At 64.0% G+C, this 13,876-nt stretch carries 11 protein-coding genes; 8 read left to right on the top strand and 3 right to left on the bottom strand.

Going from position 1 to position 13,876, the window contains the following annotated elements:
* Positions 1-156 precede the first annotated feature (156 nt).
* Positions 157-3,054 carry a M16 family metallopeptidase gene (locus ABAC460_RS44470; RefSeq protein ID WP_023455331.1) on the bottom strand — a complete coding sequence of 966 codons (2,898 nt, stop codon included), beginning with the start codon at positions 3,052-3,054 and terminating at the stop codon, positions 157-159.
* 35 nt (positions 3,055-3,089) lie between these two features.
* Complete coding sequence (locus tag ABAC460_RS44465; RefSeq protein ID WP_023455330.1) at positions 3,090-3,551, bottom strand: hypothetical protein; 462 nt, start codon at positions 3,549-3,551, stop codon at positions 3,090-3,092.
* A 193-nt stretch (positions 3,552-3,744) separates the two neighbouring features.
* On the opposite strand from ABAC460_RS44465, the gene ABAC460_RS44460 reads away from it, so the two are divergent.
* Together ABAC460_RS44460 and ABAC460_RS44455 are read left to right on the top strand one after the other, a co-directional pair.
* Complete coding sequence (locus ABAC460_RS44460) at positions 3,745-5,049, top strand: MFS transporter (protein WP_023455329.1); 1,305 nt, start codon at positions 3,745-3,747, stop codon at positions 5,047-5,049.
* Between the two features lie 19 nt (positions 5,050-5,068).
* Positions 5,069-5,716, top strand: coding sequence for a DUF3885 domain-containing protein (locus tag ABAC460_RS44455; RefSeq protein ID WP_023455328.1), 648 nt, complete (start codon positions 5,069-5,071; stop codon positions 5,714-5,716).
* A gap of 3 nt (positions 5,717-5,719) precedes the next feature.
* Here the strand turns inward: ABAC460_RS44455 and ABAC460_RS44450 are convergent, their stop codons facing one another.
* Positions 5,720-6,901: a heparan-alpha-glucosaminide N-acetyltransferase domain-containing protein gene (locus tag ABAC460_RS44450; protein WP_031237403.1), complete on the bottom strand. Its 1,182-nt coding sequence runs from the start codon at positions 6,899-6,901 to the stop codon at positions 5,720-5,722.
* 209 nt (positions 6,902-7,110) lie between these two features.
* Here ABAC460_RS44450 and ABAC460_RS44445 point away from each other — a divergent pair, with 209 nt between their 5' ends.
* From ABAC460_RS44445 to ABAC460_RS44420, 6 genes are all read left to right on the top strand, one after another.
* Positions 7,111-9,354: an alpha/beta hydrolase family protein gene (locus tag ABAC460_RS44445; RefSeq protein ID WP_031237402.1), complete on the top strand. Its 2,244-nt coding sequence runs from the start codon at positions 7,111-7,113 to the stop codon at positions 9,352-9,354.
* 125 nt (positions 9,355-9,479) lie between these two features.
* Positions 9,480-9,677 (top strand): 50S ribosomal protein L35, encoded by a 198-nt coding sequence (gene rpmI, locus ABAC460_RS44440; RefSeq protein ID WP_006273308.1) that lies wholly within the window; start codon positions 9,480-9,482, stop codon positions 9,675-9,677.
* A 15-nt stretch (positions 9,678-9,692) separates the two neighbouring features.
* Positions 9,693-10,052 carry a 50S ribosomal protein L20 gene (gene rplT, locus ABAC460_RS44435; protein WP_023455325.1) on the top strand — a complete coding sequence of 120 codons (360 nt, stop codon included), beginning with the start codon at positions 9,693-9,695 and terminating at the stop codon, positions 10,050-10,052.
* Positions 10,053-10,162: 110 nt separating this feature from the next.
* On the top strand, positions 10,163-11,410 hold the full coding sequence (locus ABAC460_RS44430) for a hypothetical protein (protein ID WP_023455324.1): 1,248 nt from the start codon (positions 10,163-10,165) through the stop codon (positions 11,408-11,410).
* A 3-nt stretch (positions 11,411-11,413) separates the two neighbouring features.
* Positions 11,414-11,746: a hypothetical protein gene (locus ABAC460_RS44425; protein ID WP_023455323.1), complete on the top strand. Its 333-nt coding sequence runs from the start codon at positions 11,414-11,416 to the stop codon at positions 11,744-11,746.
* 40 nt (positions 11,747-11,786) lie between these two features.
* Complete coding sequence (locus ABAC460_RS44420) at positions 11,787-13,856, top strand: phosphocholine-specific phospholipase C (protein ID WP_023455322.1); 2,070 nt, start codon at positions 11,787-11,789, stop codon at positions 13,854-13,856.
* Positions 13,857-13,876 lie beyond the last annotated feature (20 nt).

The raw sequence follows: 13,876 nt of genomic DNA, 5'->3' as shown, positions 1-13,876 counted from the left end.
CTAAAGTACGCTCCGCTCCGGTTCTCGAAACCAGCCCTTTTCGCCTCAGCCTGACGGCTTTCCAAACAGTCTTTTAGGCCCCCGTCACTCCGTTTCTTGTCATCATGGTGGATTTGGCGCGGGCTTTACGCCCGATGGCAGGAAGCTTGCGGTGACTTACTCCTTCGCCGGCACCGTCTTCGCGCGCAGGACCTTTTCGGGTTTGAGATAGCGCCGCGCCAGGGTGTTGATGTCGCCCAGGGTGATCTTCATGTACTTGGCATGCTCGCCGACCCGGTATTCCCACAGGACCGGATTGCCGTACAGCCCGGCCAGGGTGCGTTGCCAGTCCTCGTTGTTCTTGGTGTCGTCGTTCATATACTGGACGATGGGATTACGCGCGCGTTCCAGTTCGGCGGCCGTCACGCCCTTGCCGACGATATCGGCGGCGATCTTCAGCACCGTATCGTAGAAGATCTGGTCCTTGTCCGGCGGCACCGTGCCCTGGGCCGAAATATAGCCGAAGCCCGCCGCCGATTCCGACGCCGTCAGGCCGACATAGCCGTCATAGGCCATGCCCTGCTTCTGGCGCAGCTCCTCATCCAGCCGGGCATTGAAGATGACCGTCAACAGTCTCAGCCCACGGGTGTCGTCGGTATCGGAAAGGGCGTCGGTCGCCGGGAAGACCACCATCGAAATCGCCTGGTCCTCGCGACCCTCATGGTAGAAGACCTGCGTCGTGCGGTCGGTCGGCAGCACCACCTTGTCGGCGCCGTCGGCGGGCGTGATCATGGCCGGGACCTGCGGCAGGTTGCCGAAGGTCTTGCGCACGATCTCGATCGCTTCGTTCTCACGGACGTCGCCGGCGATGTTAATCTCGACCGGCACGCCGGTCATGGTGCGCCGGAAGATGGCTTCGATGTCCTTCGGCGCCCGCGCCTCCATCTGCGCCTTGTCCGGAAAGACGTAACGCGGATCGTTGCTGACCAGCCAGGCCGTCGAGCCATAGCCCATGACCTGGTCAGGCGAACCGCGGACATATTGGTACGAATAGTCGAGCGACTGGCGGACATTCTCGAACATTTCCGGCCGGTACCCGGGATCGACCGTAAAGGCCATCAGCACCTGCATCTGGGCGGCGAAGCTGTCGCGCGCGGTATAGCCCGTCAGCACCGCGGCCTTGTCTTCCAGGTCGTAGTCGAAGCTGAAGGTCCGGGTCGACAGCGCCTTGTCGAGCTGGACCTGCGACAGCTTGCCCAGGCCGCCGTCGCGCAGGTCGAAAAAGCCCGTCTGGATCAGGGAGATGTCTTCCTTCGGCGAGAACAGCAGGAAGCCGCCGCCGAACCGGACCTTGACCAGGATCTGGTTCTTGACCACCGCGTTGGGACGGATATTGACCGTGACCCCGTTGGACAGGACATAATGGGTGTAGCCCAGGGTCTCGACGCGGGTCTTTTCCGCGATGCGGGCGCCGGGACCGAAGTTGGTATAGGGCCAGGCCGCGCTGACGCTGCCCCCCGCCGGACCGGCCTGCGCGGTATTATCCGTGGCGCCCTGGGCCTCCGCGAAGACCTCGGCCAGGGCGGCCTCGTCCATCACCGCTCTGTCTTCGCCCTGGCGGCTCAGCATGATGCTGTCGCTGTTGAAGGTGACGGAGATACGCTCATCGACCGCCGCCTTGGTCAGGGCCGGTTTGATCCGCCGCCACTCGTTGCGCACCTGGGTCGCCGTTTCGAAGACATTGTCATAGACCAGGCCGGACACGATCTCTTCGGCGATGTCCGAATTGAAGCGCGTCTGGTTGGTGCGGATCATGTTTTCGACCTGGGCGTCGGCAGCCGCGATATATTCGCTCAGCTCCCCCGCCGTGACGCCGTCGGCCTTGAGCCGGCCGACCATGCGAAGGGCGTAGAGGAAGGCCTCCTTGCCTCGCCCAGGCTTGGGGACCACCAGAAGGGTGGTGATATTGCCGTCCAGGCGCGAATTGTCGTAATCGATACTGGCCACCAGGAACGGCACGGCCGGGTCTTCGGCGGCGCGGCGAAAGCGGTCGTTGAGCGCCCAGAAGCCGATCTGTTTCAGGTAACCCGAGGTCCGCGAGGTCAGGCTCTCCGGCTTGTCGATATAGGGCCGCAGCCATCTGACGCTCAGGCCTTCGTAGAGGTTCTTCTCGGCATAGACGGAGGTGCGCACGCCGGGCACGGGCTTCGGCGCGTAGTTCAAAATCCGTACCGGCCCCGGACGGGCGGGCTTCCAGTCGCCGAACACCGCCTGGATGCGCTTTTCCATGCCAGCGACATCGAAATCGCCGGCAACGACCAGCACGGCCAGTTCCGGCCGGTACCAGTCCTGATAATAGTCGACCAGGGCCTGGCGCGGGGCGGTGCGGATGCTGTCCAGCGTACCGATCGGGTCGCGCAGGGCATACAGGCTGTCCGGATAGGTCGCCTCGCGCAGGACCTGCTCGGCGCGGGAGGCCGGTGAGGCACGCATCCGCTCCTCGCCCAGGACCACGCCGCGTTCATGTTCGATGGCGTCGCCGTCGAAGGTCAGGTTGCCGGCGATCTCGCGCAGGACGAACAGGGCGGTTTCGATCGCCTGGGTCTCATTGCTGGGCAGATCGAGGACGTATTTGGTGGTCTCATAGTCGGTAAAGGCATTGACGTCGGAACCAAAGCCGAAGCCCTCGGCCTCGACGATGTGCTTCAGTTCGCCGTCCTTCAGGTTCTTCGAGCCGCGAAAGGCCATGTGCTCGACCAGGTGGGCGATGCCGAGCTGGTCGTCGCCTTCCTGCAGCGAGCCGGTGGCCATCAGGAAGCGCATCGAGGTGTTGCGGCCCTTGGCGTCGTTAGGATAGATGACGTAGCGCATGCCGTTGGGCAGACGGCCGAAACGCGCGCCGGCGTCCGGCTTGATGTCGGAACCGGTATGCGGCCAGCCCGGCCCCGTGACCATCTGGGCCAGGGACTCGGCGGCCTGGGCCGGGGTCGTGAGGCCTGCGACACCCAGCGCCAGGCCCAGCGCCAGGCAAAGACCCAGGGCGGCGATCCCCCGCACAACGCGCCCGAACAACATAGTACCCACTCTGATCTCAGTTCCTGGTTATCAAGTTAGCGCCCGTCGTCGCGGCCGGACGACCGCGGCTTGGCCTCTTCGGCGACACAGTCGGGACCTTCGAAGCCCGAACTGATGACCTTCTGGTCGGGCCCGATGACGAAGCGGGTTTCACATTGGGTTTCCCAGGTTTCGGGCGGCACCCAGACCGGTTCGTAGGTGGTGACGGTCCGGGTCTTCTTCTTGCCGTGCTTGTCGGTGTAGTGTTCCTGGTAGGAACCGGTCGCCACCTGGGAATAGGAATTGCCGGAATGGTGGACCTGGGTCTTGGTATAGACCCACATTTCGTTGCCGTTGCTGAGCGGCGACACCCGGTCGGGTGGTCCCCAATCCACCTGAAGCTGGTCGCTGTGCGTGCCGGCCATCAGGTCGAGACGCTGACGATATCCCTCCGCCGTGGCGCATCCGGTCACGATGGCGACAACCGCAATGGCGGTGACAATACTCAGTCGACGCATTGAATTCCCCCTGTGTCTTAAGCTCAGCCTAACAGAGTTCCGCACGAAGGTACACGGCGATTGCGCGGCCGTTTGTGGCGCGGATTTCATCACGCACTTGCGATAAAGAAACGTTCGCAATGACCGACAAATCCGCTATACCTCCGCAATGTCCGAGCTTAAACCTGCCCCGTCATCGCTGGAAGACCTTGCCGTGTCCGCGGCGGAACCAGCCCGGGCAGAACCGGCCCCGATCTGGGACGCACCGGACGAAGACGACGATCCGCGCAATACCCGCACCTTCTTCCGCGCCGGATTGCTGCGTCAGATGCGGGTGTATATCCGCGACAATGGCCCCCTGGCCGCCATGCTGGCCGTGGCCTTCGTCAACCAGGCCGGCTCCGCCGTCCTGATGCCGCTGATCCCTTTCTTCGCGTCCAGCCTGAACGCCGAACCGTGGCAGGTCACGTTGATGTTCAGCAGCTTCTATCTGGGGCAGTTCTTCGGTGAACCTTATTTCGGCCGCCTGTCCGACCGGATCGGGCGAAAACCTATCCTGATCCTGACCACGGCGCTCAGCGTACCGCTCTATGTCGCCCTGGCCTTCGCCCCCAATATCTGGGTGGCCATCGCCATCCGCTTCGTCGGCGGCCTCAGTTCCGGCAATATCTCAACCATCCAGTCCTATGTCTCGGACGTGTCGCGGCCGGACCAGCGCGCCTCGCGCATGAGCCTGGTCGGCGCCGCCTTCGCGCTGGGGATCGTGGTCGGCCCGATCATCGGCGGCTTGCTCAGCCGCGAACACATACCGGGCGGCGAATTCCGCCCGCCCCTGTTCGCCGCGGCCATCCTGTCGGCCCTGGCCTGCGCCACGGTCATGCTGTACCTGCGCGAAAGCCGCCAACGCACCCAGACAAGCGCTCCGCCGCCGATCCTGCATAATCTGAAGGACGCTCTGAGAAGCCCGGTCACGCTGCGGGTCATTCTGTCCACCCTGTGCTACATGGCCACCTTCGCCAGCCTGGAAGCCACCTTCAGCCTGTGGGTCAAGGTACGGTTCGGCTGGAGCGTCATGAAGACGGCTACCATTTTCCCGATCATCGGCGCCACGGCCGTCATCATGCTGCTGGTGGTCATGCGGCCGCTGGTCCGGCGATGGGGGGAAAGCAAGGTTCTGGCCTGCGGCCTGTTCCTTTTCGGGCTCAGCTTCGCCCTGCAGAGCCTGCACAATGTCGAAGCCCTTATTGCCCCTATCGTCGTGCTGGGCACCATCGGCCAGTCGGTCATCTTTCCGACCATCTGCGCCATTATTTCCATCACCACCCCGTCCGACCGCCTGGGCGGCATGCTTGGGCTGAACATGTCGACCAGCGCTATCGCCCGCATCACCGGCCCGATAATCGCCGGCGCGCTGTTCAGCACCATCGGCCCCAATGCCCCGCTGTGGATGGGCGCTGCCCTGACCATACCCGCCGCCCTTCTGGCGCTGCAGGTCGGCCGCCTGAGAAAAGCCCAGTAGACAAGAAAGGCAAACCCGATTGGATCCGTATCAGAGCGACTGGCTGGCCTACCACCCCAATTCGTGGCCGATCCCGCACATCCTGCGCAACACGCCGGACTGGAACCTGACGCGTTTCCACCTCCTGCCCGAAAATCGCCAGACCTGCCGCGACCATGTGGAACTGCGCTACCTGATCCAGCGGTTCAACAAGGTGGCCGAAGCGGCGCTGGGCAACGGCCAGGCGTGCTGGATGTCGGTTCTGACCTCGCCCAATGAGAATGCCGTGCACCGCAAGCGCATCGCGCGCATCGCCCGGCGCTGGAAGCTGACACCGCGCTGGTCGTTCTACAGCGACACCGACCGGTTGACCTATTCCGTCCTGTCCAATGTCGTGATCTGGCGGCCCAACCTGTTCGACCGGATCTTCCTGGATGTCTATTACGGCCGGTTGTGGGGCGTGATGTGGATGAACCAGGAGAACGGCTCGGTGGCGGCGCCCTATGAGGCCGGCATGGAGATCTCCCAGCCCACGCCGCAGAAGCTGATGGACGTGGTGTCGCGCTATTACGGCTGGCTGCCCGAGCGCGGCCTGGGCCTGCTCAAGTTCAATCCCGCCCAGATGGAGGGCACCAGCTTCCAGGTCAGCAAGGCGTGCAGCGAGGCGATCGCCCGATCGCTGGGGTAAGGCCTACAGCTTCAGCTTCACGCCCAGCTTGCTCAGGCCGCCGGCAATCCACACGCAGATCAAGGCCAGCAGCAGCGACTTGATCAGACCTGGCCCACCGGTGGTCAGCAGTTCCGGCAACTGAAGCGTGCTGTAGACCATGGCGGCGTACAGGAAATAGGGCATCAGGTAGCACAGCAGGGTGTCGGTACCGGCCGGTTTGACGAAGCCGAACCACTTGCCCTGTTTGGCGACATCGCCGATCCAGTACAGGACGACAAAGGCGGTCAGGGTCATGGCGCTGCACAGGAACAGCCAGGCCGGGGTCGCCGACAGCTTAGAAATCCCCCAGAACTGACGGGTGTAGAAGCCCAGCGCCACCAGGGCCACGGCGATGGCGGCAAAGGCCAGGGTCATGCGCAGATTGTCATTTTTGGGCTGCCACAGCTGAAACATCCGGCCGATAACCGCCCCGCCCAGGACCAGAGCCGTCAGGGTGCCACCGATGATGGCTTCGGGGATGATGTGCAGCACGCCCGGCACCTTACCTGCCGCCCAGGCGACGCTCAAACCCGCGAAGGCCAGCCAGGCCAGGCTCAGCACGATCAGGCGCCCCTGGGCCAGGACGGTGACCAGGCCGGCCGCCAGATAGGCCCAGCCGATCAAGCCGAGTATGCCCCACCACTGCGGCGCAAAGGTTTCCGTGCCGTCGCCGCCGCGGTACCTGTAGGCCATGACCAGCAGGACGGCGGCGCCCAGGGCTTTCAGCCCGCGTTGGAGCCACAGGTTCATCGACTTCGGATAGCTGTTCCAGATCAGGATAAAGCAGATACAGCTCAACACGTTCCACACCAGACGCGGCACGCCGGTGGCGTCATGGAGGGTTTCGCCATTGACCAGGAAGACGCCCATGACCAGCAGGGCCACCGAACGGCTGAGGACGTGGAGGATCTGGCTTAACGGGCTGTCGCCGCGCGCCTGGCGGCTGGACACAGCGAACGGCAGGGACAGGCCGACGATGAACAGGAAGGCCGGGAAGACCGTATCGGCCAGGCCCATGCCGTCGACCCCGCCTTCGACATGCTCCAGCCACGCCGGAATGCCCTTCAGCGACCACAGGTCGTTGACGAAGATCATCAGCACCATGGTCAGGGCGCGCACCAGGTCGATAGCGCCGACTCGCGACAATTGGTTCTCTTTTGGCATTAGTTTGGCCCTACCCTTTTTTTCCAAGCGATACCCCAAAAAATGCGGTTCGTCGAATCCTGATCGTCCTGGTGCAGGGCCGGAGGGGACGACACGAGGTCTTTGCGGCCGGGCGGCACTCAAGCGGCCGGCGGCGTTGCCGTAAACTTGCTTTGACGCTGGGTAAGAGTCATAATTACCAAAACAATCGTCACAAATGGGGGGAAATCATGAAGACGAAACTTTGGAAGCTCATGCTTTGGCAGACTCTTGCCATGGCTGCGCTTGCCGCCACGGCTCCCTTATGGGCCCAGGCTGCGGAACACCAGGACGCGCCCGTCGTGGTCAAGGGCCGTATCCGCGTGCGGCCGGCGGCCGCCGATCCGCTGCCGCCGCTGGACATGTTCGTCAAGGCGGCGCGCATCGAAAAGATCGCCCTGTCGGCCGACGGAACGCGCGTCGCTTTCACCACCCATGTCGACGACAGCCATCTGCTGGCGCTCTATAATGTCGAGGATGGCAGCAAGAAGGCCATCAAGCTGGCCGACGAGCCCCTGTCCACGATCGGTTTTGTCGGCAACGATCACCTGATGGTCGCCCATACCAGCACCGGCCTGCGCAGCACCTGCCCGAATGGCGTCAACCAGCAGGCTCAGAATAGCTTCGCCACCATGCAGCAGCGGCCCAATGTCGACCTTAAGGATCCCAATAATGGCCCGGGCTCTGGCGTCGCCGCCGTCGAGTCCGCTCTCGCCTTCAGCACGCTCAGCCGGCTGAAATCGCCGGCCTGCATCCACTACGGCGCGCGCGCCACCAGCGCCATTATCGTGGTCGACCTGAAGGCCGAAACCGCCACCCAGATCGGCACGGGGATGAGCGAGTATCATCACGCCGCCCTGGACCTGCCCGCCGTTATCACCGCCGGAGGCAAAACCACGCTAAACGGCGCCTTCCTGGAACTGCGCGGCGAGTCGATGAACGAGCAGCCGACCCAGCGGGTCTATCTGTGGCAGGTCGATCCGGTCACCGGCAACGGCCGGATGGTGGATGACGGCGGCGGTGATCTCGACCGCAACTTCCGCTATCCCGACGATTGGCTGCTGGATGCGCAGGGCAATCCGGTCGCGCGTTCGGTGTATGACTACGCCAAGGAAACCCTGACGGTCGAAAGGCGTGAGGGCAAAAAATGGAAGCCCGTGCTGTCGCGCAAGCTGGAAGGCCGGGTCAGTTTCGCGCCGCAGCTGATGGGGTACGGCATAGACGGTCAGTCCATCGTGATCATGGACCGCAAGACCGGCGGCAGCTACGGCTATTTCGAGCTCTCGCCGGAGGGCGAACTGCGGGAATTCGGTGGCGACGCCCTTTACGACCGGATCATCTTCCATCCGGCGACCGGACGCGCCGCCGGGATGGCCCGTTTCGGCGAGAGCCCGGCCTATGCCCTGCTCGATCCCGGCCTGTCCAAGGTCTATGCCGCAGCGGCAGAGTCGGCGCCCGGTGAGGCCGTCACGGTCGTTGCCACGGCAAAAGATCCGCGGCGGATGATCATCTCGACTCAGGGCGATGTCGATGCCGGCGGCTACTATTATCTCGACCTGGCCAAGGGCAGTTTCGTCGACCTGGGTAACGATCATCCAGCCATTCCCGCCGAATGGATCGCCCGCCAGTCGGTGGTCACCTACCAGAGCGCCGACGGTCTGGAGATCAATGCCATACTGACCGTGCCGTCTCGCCCCGAAAGCCGCAACCTGCCGCTGGTGGTCCTGCCCCACGACGGTCCCCAGGGCCATGATGCGCAGAGCTTCAACTGGCTGGCCCAGTCGATCGCCTCGCGCGGCTTTGCCGTGCTGCAGCCCAACTACCGCGGTTCGGACAATGCCGGCGCGGCCTTCGTGGCGGCCGGTTACGGCGAATGGAGCGGCAAGATGCTCAGCGACCTGAGCGATGGCGCGCGTTACCTGGCCGCCGAGGGCATCGCCGATCCGAAGCGCGTCTGTATCGTCGGCTCGGGCTACGGCGGTTATGCGGCGCTGTCGGGCGCAGTGGCCGGCGACGGCGTCTATCGCTGCGCTGTGTCTATCGGCGGGATTTCCGACATTCCCGCCTATACGGCCTGGGTTCACGCCCACCGTCCCCTGCCCGACCCGGACGATATGGGCGGGCTGGAACCCGACAAGACGTGGCCGCGCGCGCTCAAGCCGGTCAGGGGTTCGGAAGCGACCCTGAAGCGCTATCTCGGCGCCGGCGCGCCGTCACCGACGGACCGGGCGGAGCAGATCGTGCCGACCCTGCTGTTGCACGGCGAGAACGACCAGACTGTGCCGCCGGGTCAGAGCCGCACGATGCGTGACGCCGCCAAGGGCCGCGCGGAGTACGTACAACTGACCGACTGCGACCACGAACTGACGAAGGAAACCTGCCGTTTGCAGACGGCGCAAGCCGTGACGGACTTCCTGCTGAAATGGAATCCATAGAAGGACTTGTCAGGCGCGGGGTTTTCCTGTAATGCCCCGCGTTCTTCCGACCCGCCGGGCCCATGACATGCCTGGGCGGTGTCATCACCCCCTAAGAAGGGCGGCCCTAGCCGGCCGTAATCGAAATGTCAAAACTGAAGACCAAGTCGGGCGCCAAGAAGCGCTTCCGCTTTACTGCCTCTGGCAAGGCCAAGGCCGGCGTCGCCGGCAAGCGCCACCGTTTGATCTCGCACAACGGCAAATATATCCGTCAAAACCGCGGCACGCAGGTTATGTCGGACGCCGATACGATCAAGATCAAATCCTACATGCCGTACGCCTAAGAGGGAGCTAGACACATGGCCCGCGTTAAAAGAGGCGTAACTTCGCACGCCAAGCACAAAAAGGTCCTGAAGCTCGCCAAGGGTTTCTATGGCCGCCGCAAGAACACCATCCGCACCGCCAAGGCGGCCGTCGACAAGGCCGGCCAGTACGCCTACCGCGACCGCCGCACCAAGAAGCGCAACTTCCGCAGCCTGTGGATCCAGCGCATCAACGCGGCGGCCCGGATCGAAGGCTTCACCTATTCGCAGTTCATCCACGGCCTGGATGTTGCGGGTATCGACATCGACCGCAAGGTGCTGTCCGACGTCGCCATGAACGACGAAGCCGGCTTCAAGGCGATCGCCGAGAAGGTGCGCACGGCCCTGGCCGCGTAAGCGAACTTTCAAGTTACAGCTCAAACCCCGTCAGGTTCTGCCTGGCGGGGTTTTTGTTTGCTATCGGCCGTCCATTTGTTAATGTCGTCTTAAGCAAGTGAGGGGCGGCGATGACAAGCGAAGTCTTGTTGATGAACCTGGAAGCGGTGGCCATGGGCGCGGACAGCGCCGTGACCATCCTGGATACCGGTAACGGCAGCAGCGTCTCCCAGGGCGGCATCGAGAAAATCCATATCCTGAACGAAGCCGGCCCCGTCGCCGTCATGGTCTATGGCGGCGGCGATTTCGCCGGCCTGCCGTGGAGCGCCGTCATCGGCCAGTTCCGCGAAGCCCATCCCGGCCGGCGCGGCCCGGTCAGGGACCAGGCGCAGAACCTGATCCGTTTTCTTTCCGGCGACCAGCTCAAGGGCGACGACAAGGCCGAACAGATCAGCTTCGGCCGCTATATGATCAGCTTCCTGCTCGACTTCGGCGACTGCTTGAAGACCTTCGGCTGGGAAGAGGGCAAGCCGGTCAGTCCCGAGACCGCCGCCCAGGCGCTGGCGCGGCTGACCCAGGAGGTCATGTTCGCCGGCCACGACGCCAAGGGCCAGCCGGTGGCGCGTACCCTGCTGCCGGAGTCGCCGCGCCTGGCGCCCTTCCTGCAGGCCCATCTGGGACAGTATCTCGAACATTTCCTCGGCCAGATGCTGGATGGCGCCGCGTTTCCGGAAAAGTCCGTCGCGCCGCTGCGCGACCTGGCCGCCGCCTCGGTCCTGGTCGAATGGCTGCCGGCGCGGTCGTTGATGTTCCTGACCGGCCTGGCGATCGCCGGTTTCGACGGCGCCGGTTCGGCCCCTTCGATGGTCCATCTCGAATTCCTGGGCTCGTTCGGCGGCATCCTCAAGGCCGGTCCGGTCGGCGCCATCGCGCCCAAACCGCGGACCAACCCGATCATCGCGGCCACCTTCGCCCAGGATGCCATGACCCGCGCCTTCATGTACGGCGCCACCCCGGCCTATGAGCACATCACCCATATGGTCAGCGCCAGCTACATCTACCGCGAGCTGACGGCGGCGCTTGGGGAAACCGCCCGCAGCCAGCCGGCCCTGGCCAAGGCCCTGGCCAGCCGGCTCGACAACCTGGCCCTGGTCGCGCCGCTGATCGGCGCCAGTGTCGCCCGTCAGGCGCGCCACGACCAGGCGACACGCAAGCTGTGGCCGCTGCTGGAAACCGCCAATGCCGGTATCCTGGCCAACTATGCCGGCAAGTTCATGGAACTGCCCGTTGTCGAGCACGAGCTGATGCGCGACGACGGCGTGTCGCGCCCGATCCGCATCCTGGCCATGGAACCCGGCCGATACTTCTGGAAGGATTGAATCATGGAAAAGCCGATTAATCCCCAGATTCTGGCTGACGATATCCGCAGCTGGAACGACCGCGCCGAGCGCATGATCGCCCGCGCCGCCGACCAGGCCGCTATCGGCACGACGCACCAGACCGTGCGCCTGACGACCGAGAAACGTGGGCTGGGCGACCTGTTCCGCAAGAAGACGCCGGCCTTCGAGGTCACCACGGCGACGATCAACTCCGCGCTGGACAAGGTGCGCAAGGGCCGCCGCACCCGCAGCGACATTCTTGATTTTCCGGAATCGTTCAGCGGTGGCGGTCGCATGGATATCCTGCGACCGCGCCGGGACCGCTATCAGGACTGACCTTCATCGATCCGTTGTGATCGCGTTGTAGAAGGCTATCATGATCCATCGCCGCCATCTTCTCAGCACCGCCCTGGCCGGAGCGCTGGGCGCCCTGCCGCCCGCCATCGCCCGTGCGCTCGATATTCCCGCGAAGGTGCGCACCGGCACCATGCAGGATGTCGAGCACGTCGTCATCCTGATGCAGGAGAACCGGTCGTTCGACCACTATTTCGGCACGCTGAACGGGGTGCAGGGCTTCGGCGACCGTTTCGCCATTCCGGTGGCCGATGTCGGGGTGCGCAAGGCCGGTACCGTCTTTGCCCAGGTGCGGGATGGCGATCATGACAAGCTGATCGCCCCCTTCCCGCTCGATACGGCCAAGGACTTCCGGCTGATGCGGGTCGAGGGGACGCCGCACACCTTCAAGGACGCCCAGGACGCCTGGGATCATGGCCGCATGGGGCAGTGGCCGGACGCCAAGCACGACCATGCCATGGGCTATTTCACCCGCGCCGACCTGCCGTTCCAGTACGCCCTGGCCGAGGCCTTTACGCTGTGTGACGCCTATTTCTGCTCGTTACATGCCGGGACCAATCCGAACCGGCTGTTTCACTGGACCGGCAAGAACGGCGGCGCCATCGACAATGCCTACGACTCGCTGGGTGACGCCAACAGCGGTTATGACTGGACGACCTATCCCGAGCGCCTGAGCGCCGCCGGCATCGACTGGCAGGTCTATCAGGACATGGACGACAACTTCACCGACAATCCTTTGGCCGGGTTCAGGACCTATCGCGCCGCCCTCAAGGCCTCCAGTCAACGCTTGATCGATCTGGCGCGGCGGTCGATCCGCACGCGCGATCTCGATGCGTTAAAGGCCGATGTCGTGGCGGGCAAGCTGCCGCAGGTGTCATGGATCGTGGCCACCGCGGAAGGCTCCGAGCACCCGGGTCCGTCGAGCCCGGCCCAGGGTGCCGACTATACCGCCCGCGTGCTGGACGCCTTGACGGCCAATCCCGAGGTGTGGGCGAAGACCGTTCTGCTGATCAATTTCGATGAGAATGACGGCTATTTCGACCATGTGCCGCCGCCGGCGCCGCCGTCTTTGGACGCTGGCGGCGAGCCATTGGGGCACAGCGATATCGATACGGCCGGTGAATATCACGCAGGTGACGGCATGTATAACAGCCGTCCCTACGGCTTGGGCCCGCGCGTGCCGATGTATGTCGTCTCGCCTTGGTCGCGCGGCGGCTATGTCGCGTCCGAAGTGTTCGACCATACGTCGGTGATCCGGCTTCTTGAGACGCGCTTTGGTGTGGTTGAGCCGAATATTTCGGCCTGGCGGCGGGCGGTGTGCGGCGACCTGACCAGTTGTTTCGACTTCGCCAAGCCCAATAATCAACCGTTCTTTGAACATCTGCCGGCGACCAAGGCCTTGGCCGACAAGGCGCGGGCCTTGGGTGGGCGGACCACGCCGAAGACGCCCAAGCTGTCGGCGCCGGTTCAGGCTCAGGGGCAGAGACCGCGGCGGGCGACGCCTTATGACCTGACAGCGGATTTTGCCTGGGAACCGGTCGAGGTCTTTCCGTACCTGCATCTGCGCAACCGTAGCGCTGAACGATCGGCCGTTTTCCATCTGTATGACCGGCTGAATCTGGAGCAGCCGCCGTTGCGTTTCACCGTGGCGCCGGGGGAAAGCTATCACCACGCGCGGCTCAACGACGTGCGTTTGAAGTCGTACGGCGAAAGCACGGAAGGGGCCTATGACTGGTGGTTGCTGGGGCCCAACGGCTTTTTCCGCCGCTTTGCCGGTACGGGTTATGGTGTCGAGGCGTCGTTGGAGGGCGGTGTTCTGACCTTGCGGAATCCGTCGTTCGATCAGGCGGTACAGGTGACCGTTCAGGATACCCACGGCGGCAAACGCCGCTTCGACCTGGCGCCGCAGCCGCCGCATCCGGATGACCATGCAACCATGTCTGAGACCGTCGATCTGGTCCTGTCGGCGGGCTGGTATGACGTGCGGCTGCATGGTGACGGCTTCGATCAGCATTTCGCCGGCCATGTCGAGAACGGCCAGGCGTCGCTGTCGGATCCGCTGGCGTTTGGTGCGGCGCCGCTTAAGGTCTAAAAACTGCTTCACAGGTAGGG

Source organism: Asticcacaulis sp. AC460 (assembly GCF_000495795.1).
In the GTDB taxonomy this organism is placed as follows: domain Bacteria; phylum Pseudomonadota; class Alphaproteobacteria; order Caulobacterales; family Caulobacteraceae; genus Asticcacaulis.
This window is presented reverse-complemented; position numbering and strand designations above follow the sequence as displayed.

What these genes read in the sequence shown, in the direction of transcription:
- ABAC460_RS44470 (WP_023455331.1), bottom strand. Translation starts at nt 3,054, where the DNA reads ATGTTGTTCGGGCGCGTTGTGCGGGGGATCGCCGCCCTGGGTCTTTGC.
- ABAC460_RS44465 (WP_023455330.1), bottom strand. Translation starts at nt 3,551, where the DNA reads ATGCGTCGACTGAGTATTGTCACCGCCATTGCGGTTGTCGCCATCGTG.
- ABAC460_RS44450 (WP_031237403.1), bottom strand. Translation starts at nt 6,901, where the DNA reads ATGCCAAAAGAGAACCAATTGTCGCGAGTCGGCGCTATCGACCTGGTG.
- ABAC460_RS44445 (WP_031237402.1), top strand. Translation starts at nt 7,111, where the DNA reads ATGAAGACGAAACTTTGGAAGCTCATGCTTTGGCAGACTCTTGCCATG.
- rpmI (WP_006273308.1), top strand. Translation starts at nt 9,480, where the DNA reads ATGTCAAAACTGAAGACCAAGTCGGGCGCCAAGAAGCGCTTCCGCTTT.
- rplT (WP_023455325.1), top strand. Translation starts at nt 9,693, where the DNA reads ATGGCCCGCGTTAAAAGAGGCGTAACTTCGCACGCCAAGCACAAAAAG.
- ABAC460_RS44430 (WP_023455324.1), top strand. Translation starts at nt 10,163, where the DNA reads ATGACAAGCGAAGTCTTGTTGATGAACCTGGAAGCGGTGGCCATGGGC.
- ABAC460_RS44425 (WP_023455323.1), top strand. Translation starts at nt 11,414, where the DNA reads ATGGAAAAGCCGATTAATCCCCAGATTCTGGCTGACGATATCCGCAGC.
- ABAC460_RS44420 (WP_023455322.1), top strand. Translation starts at nt 11,787, where the DNA reads ATGATCCATCGCCGCCATCTTCTCAGCACCGCCCTGGCCGGAGCGCTG.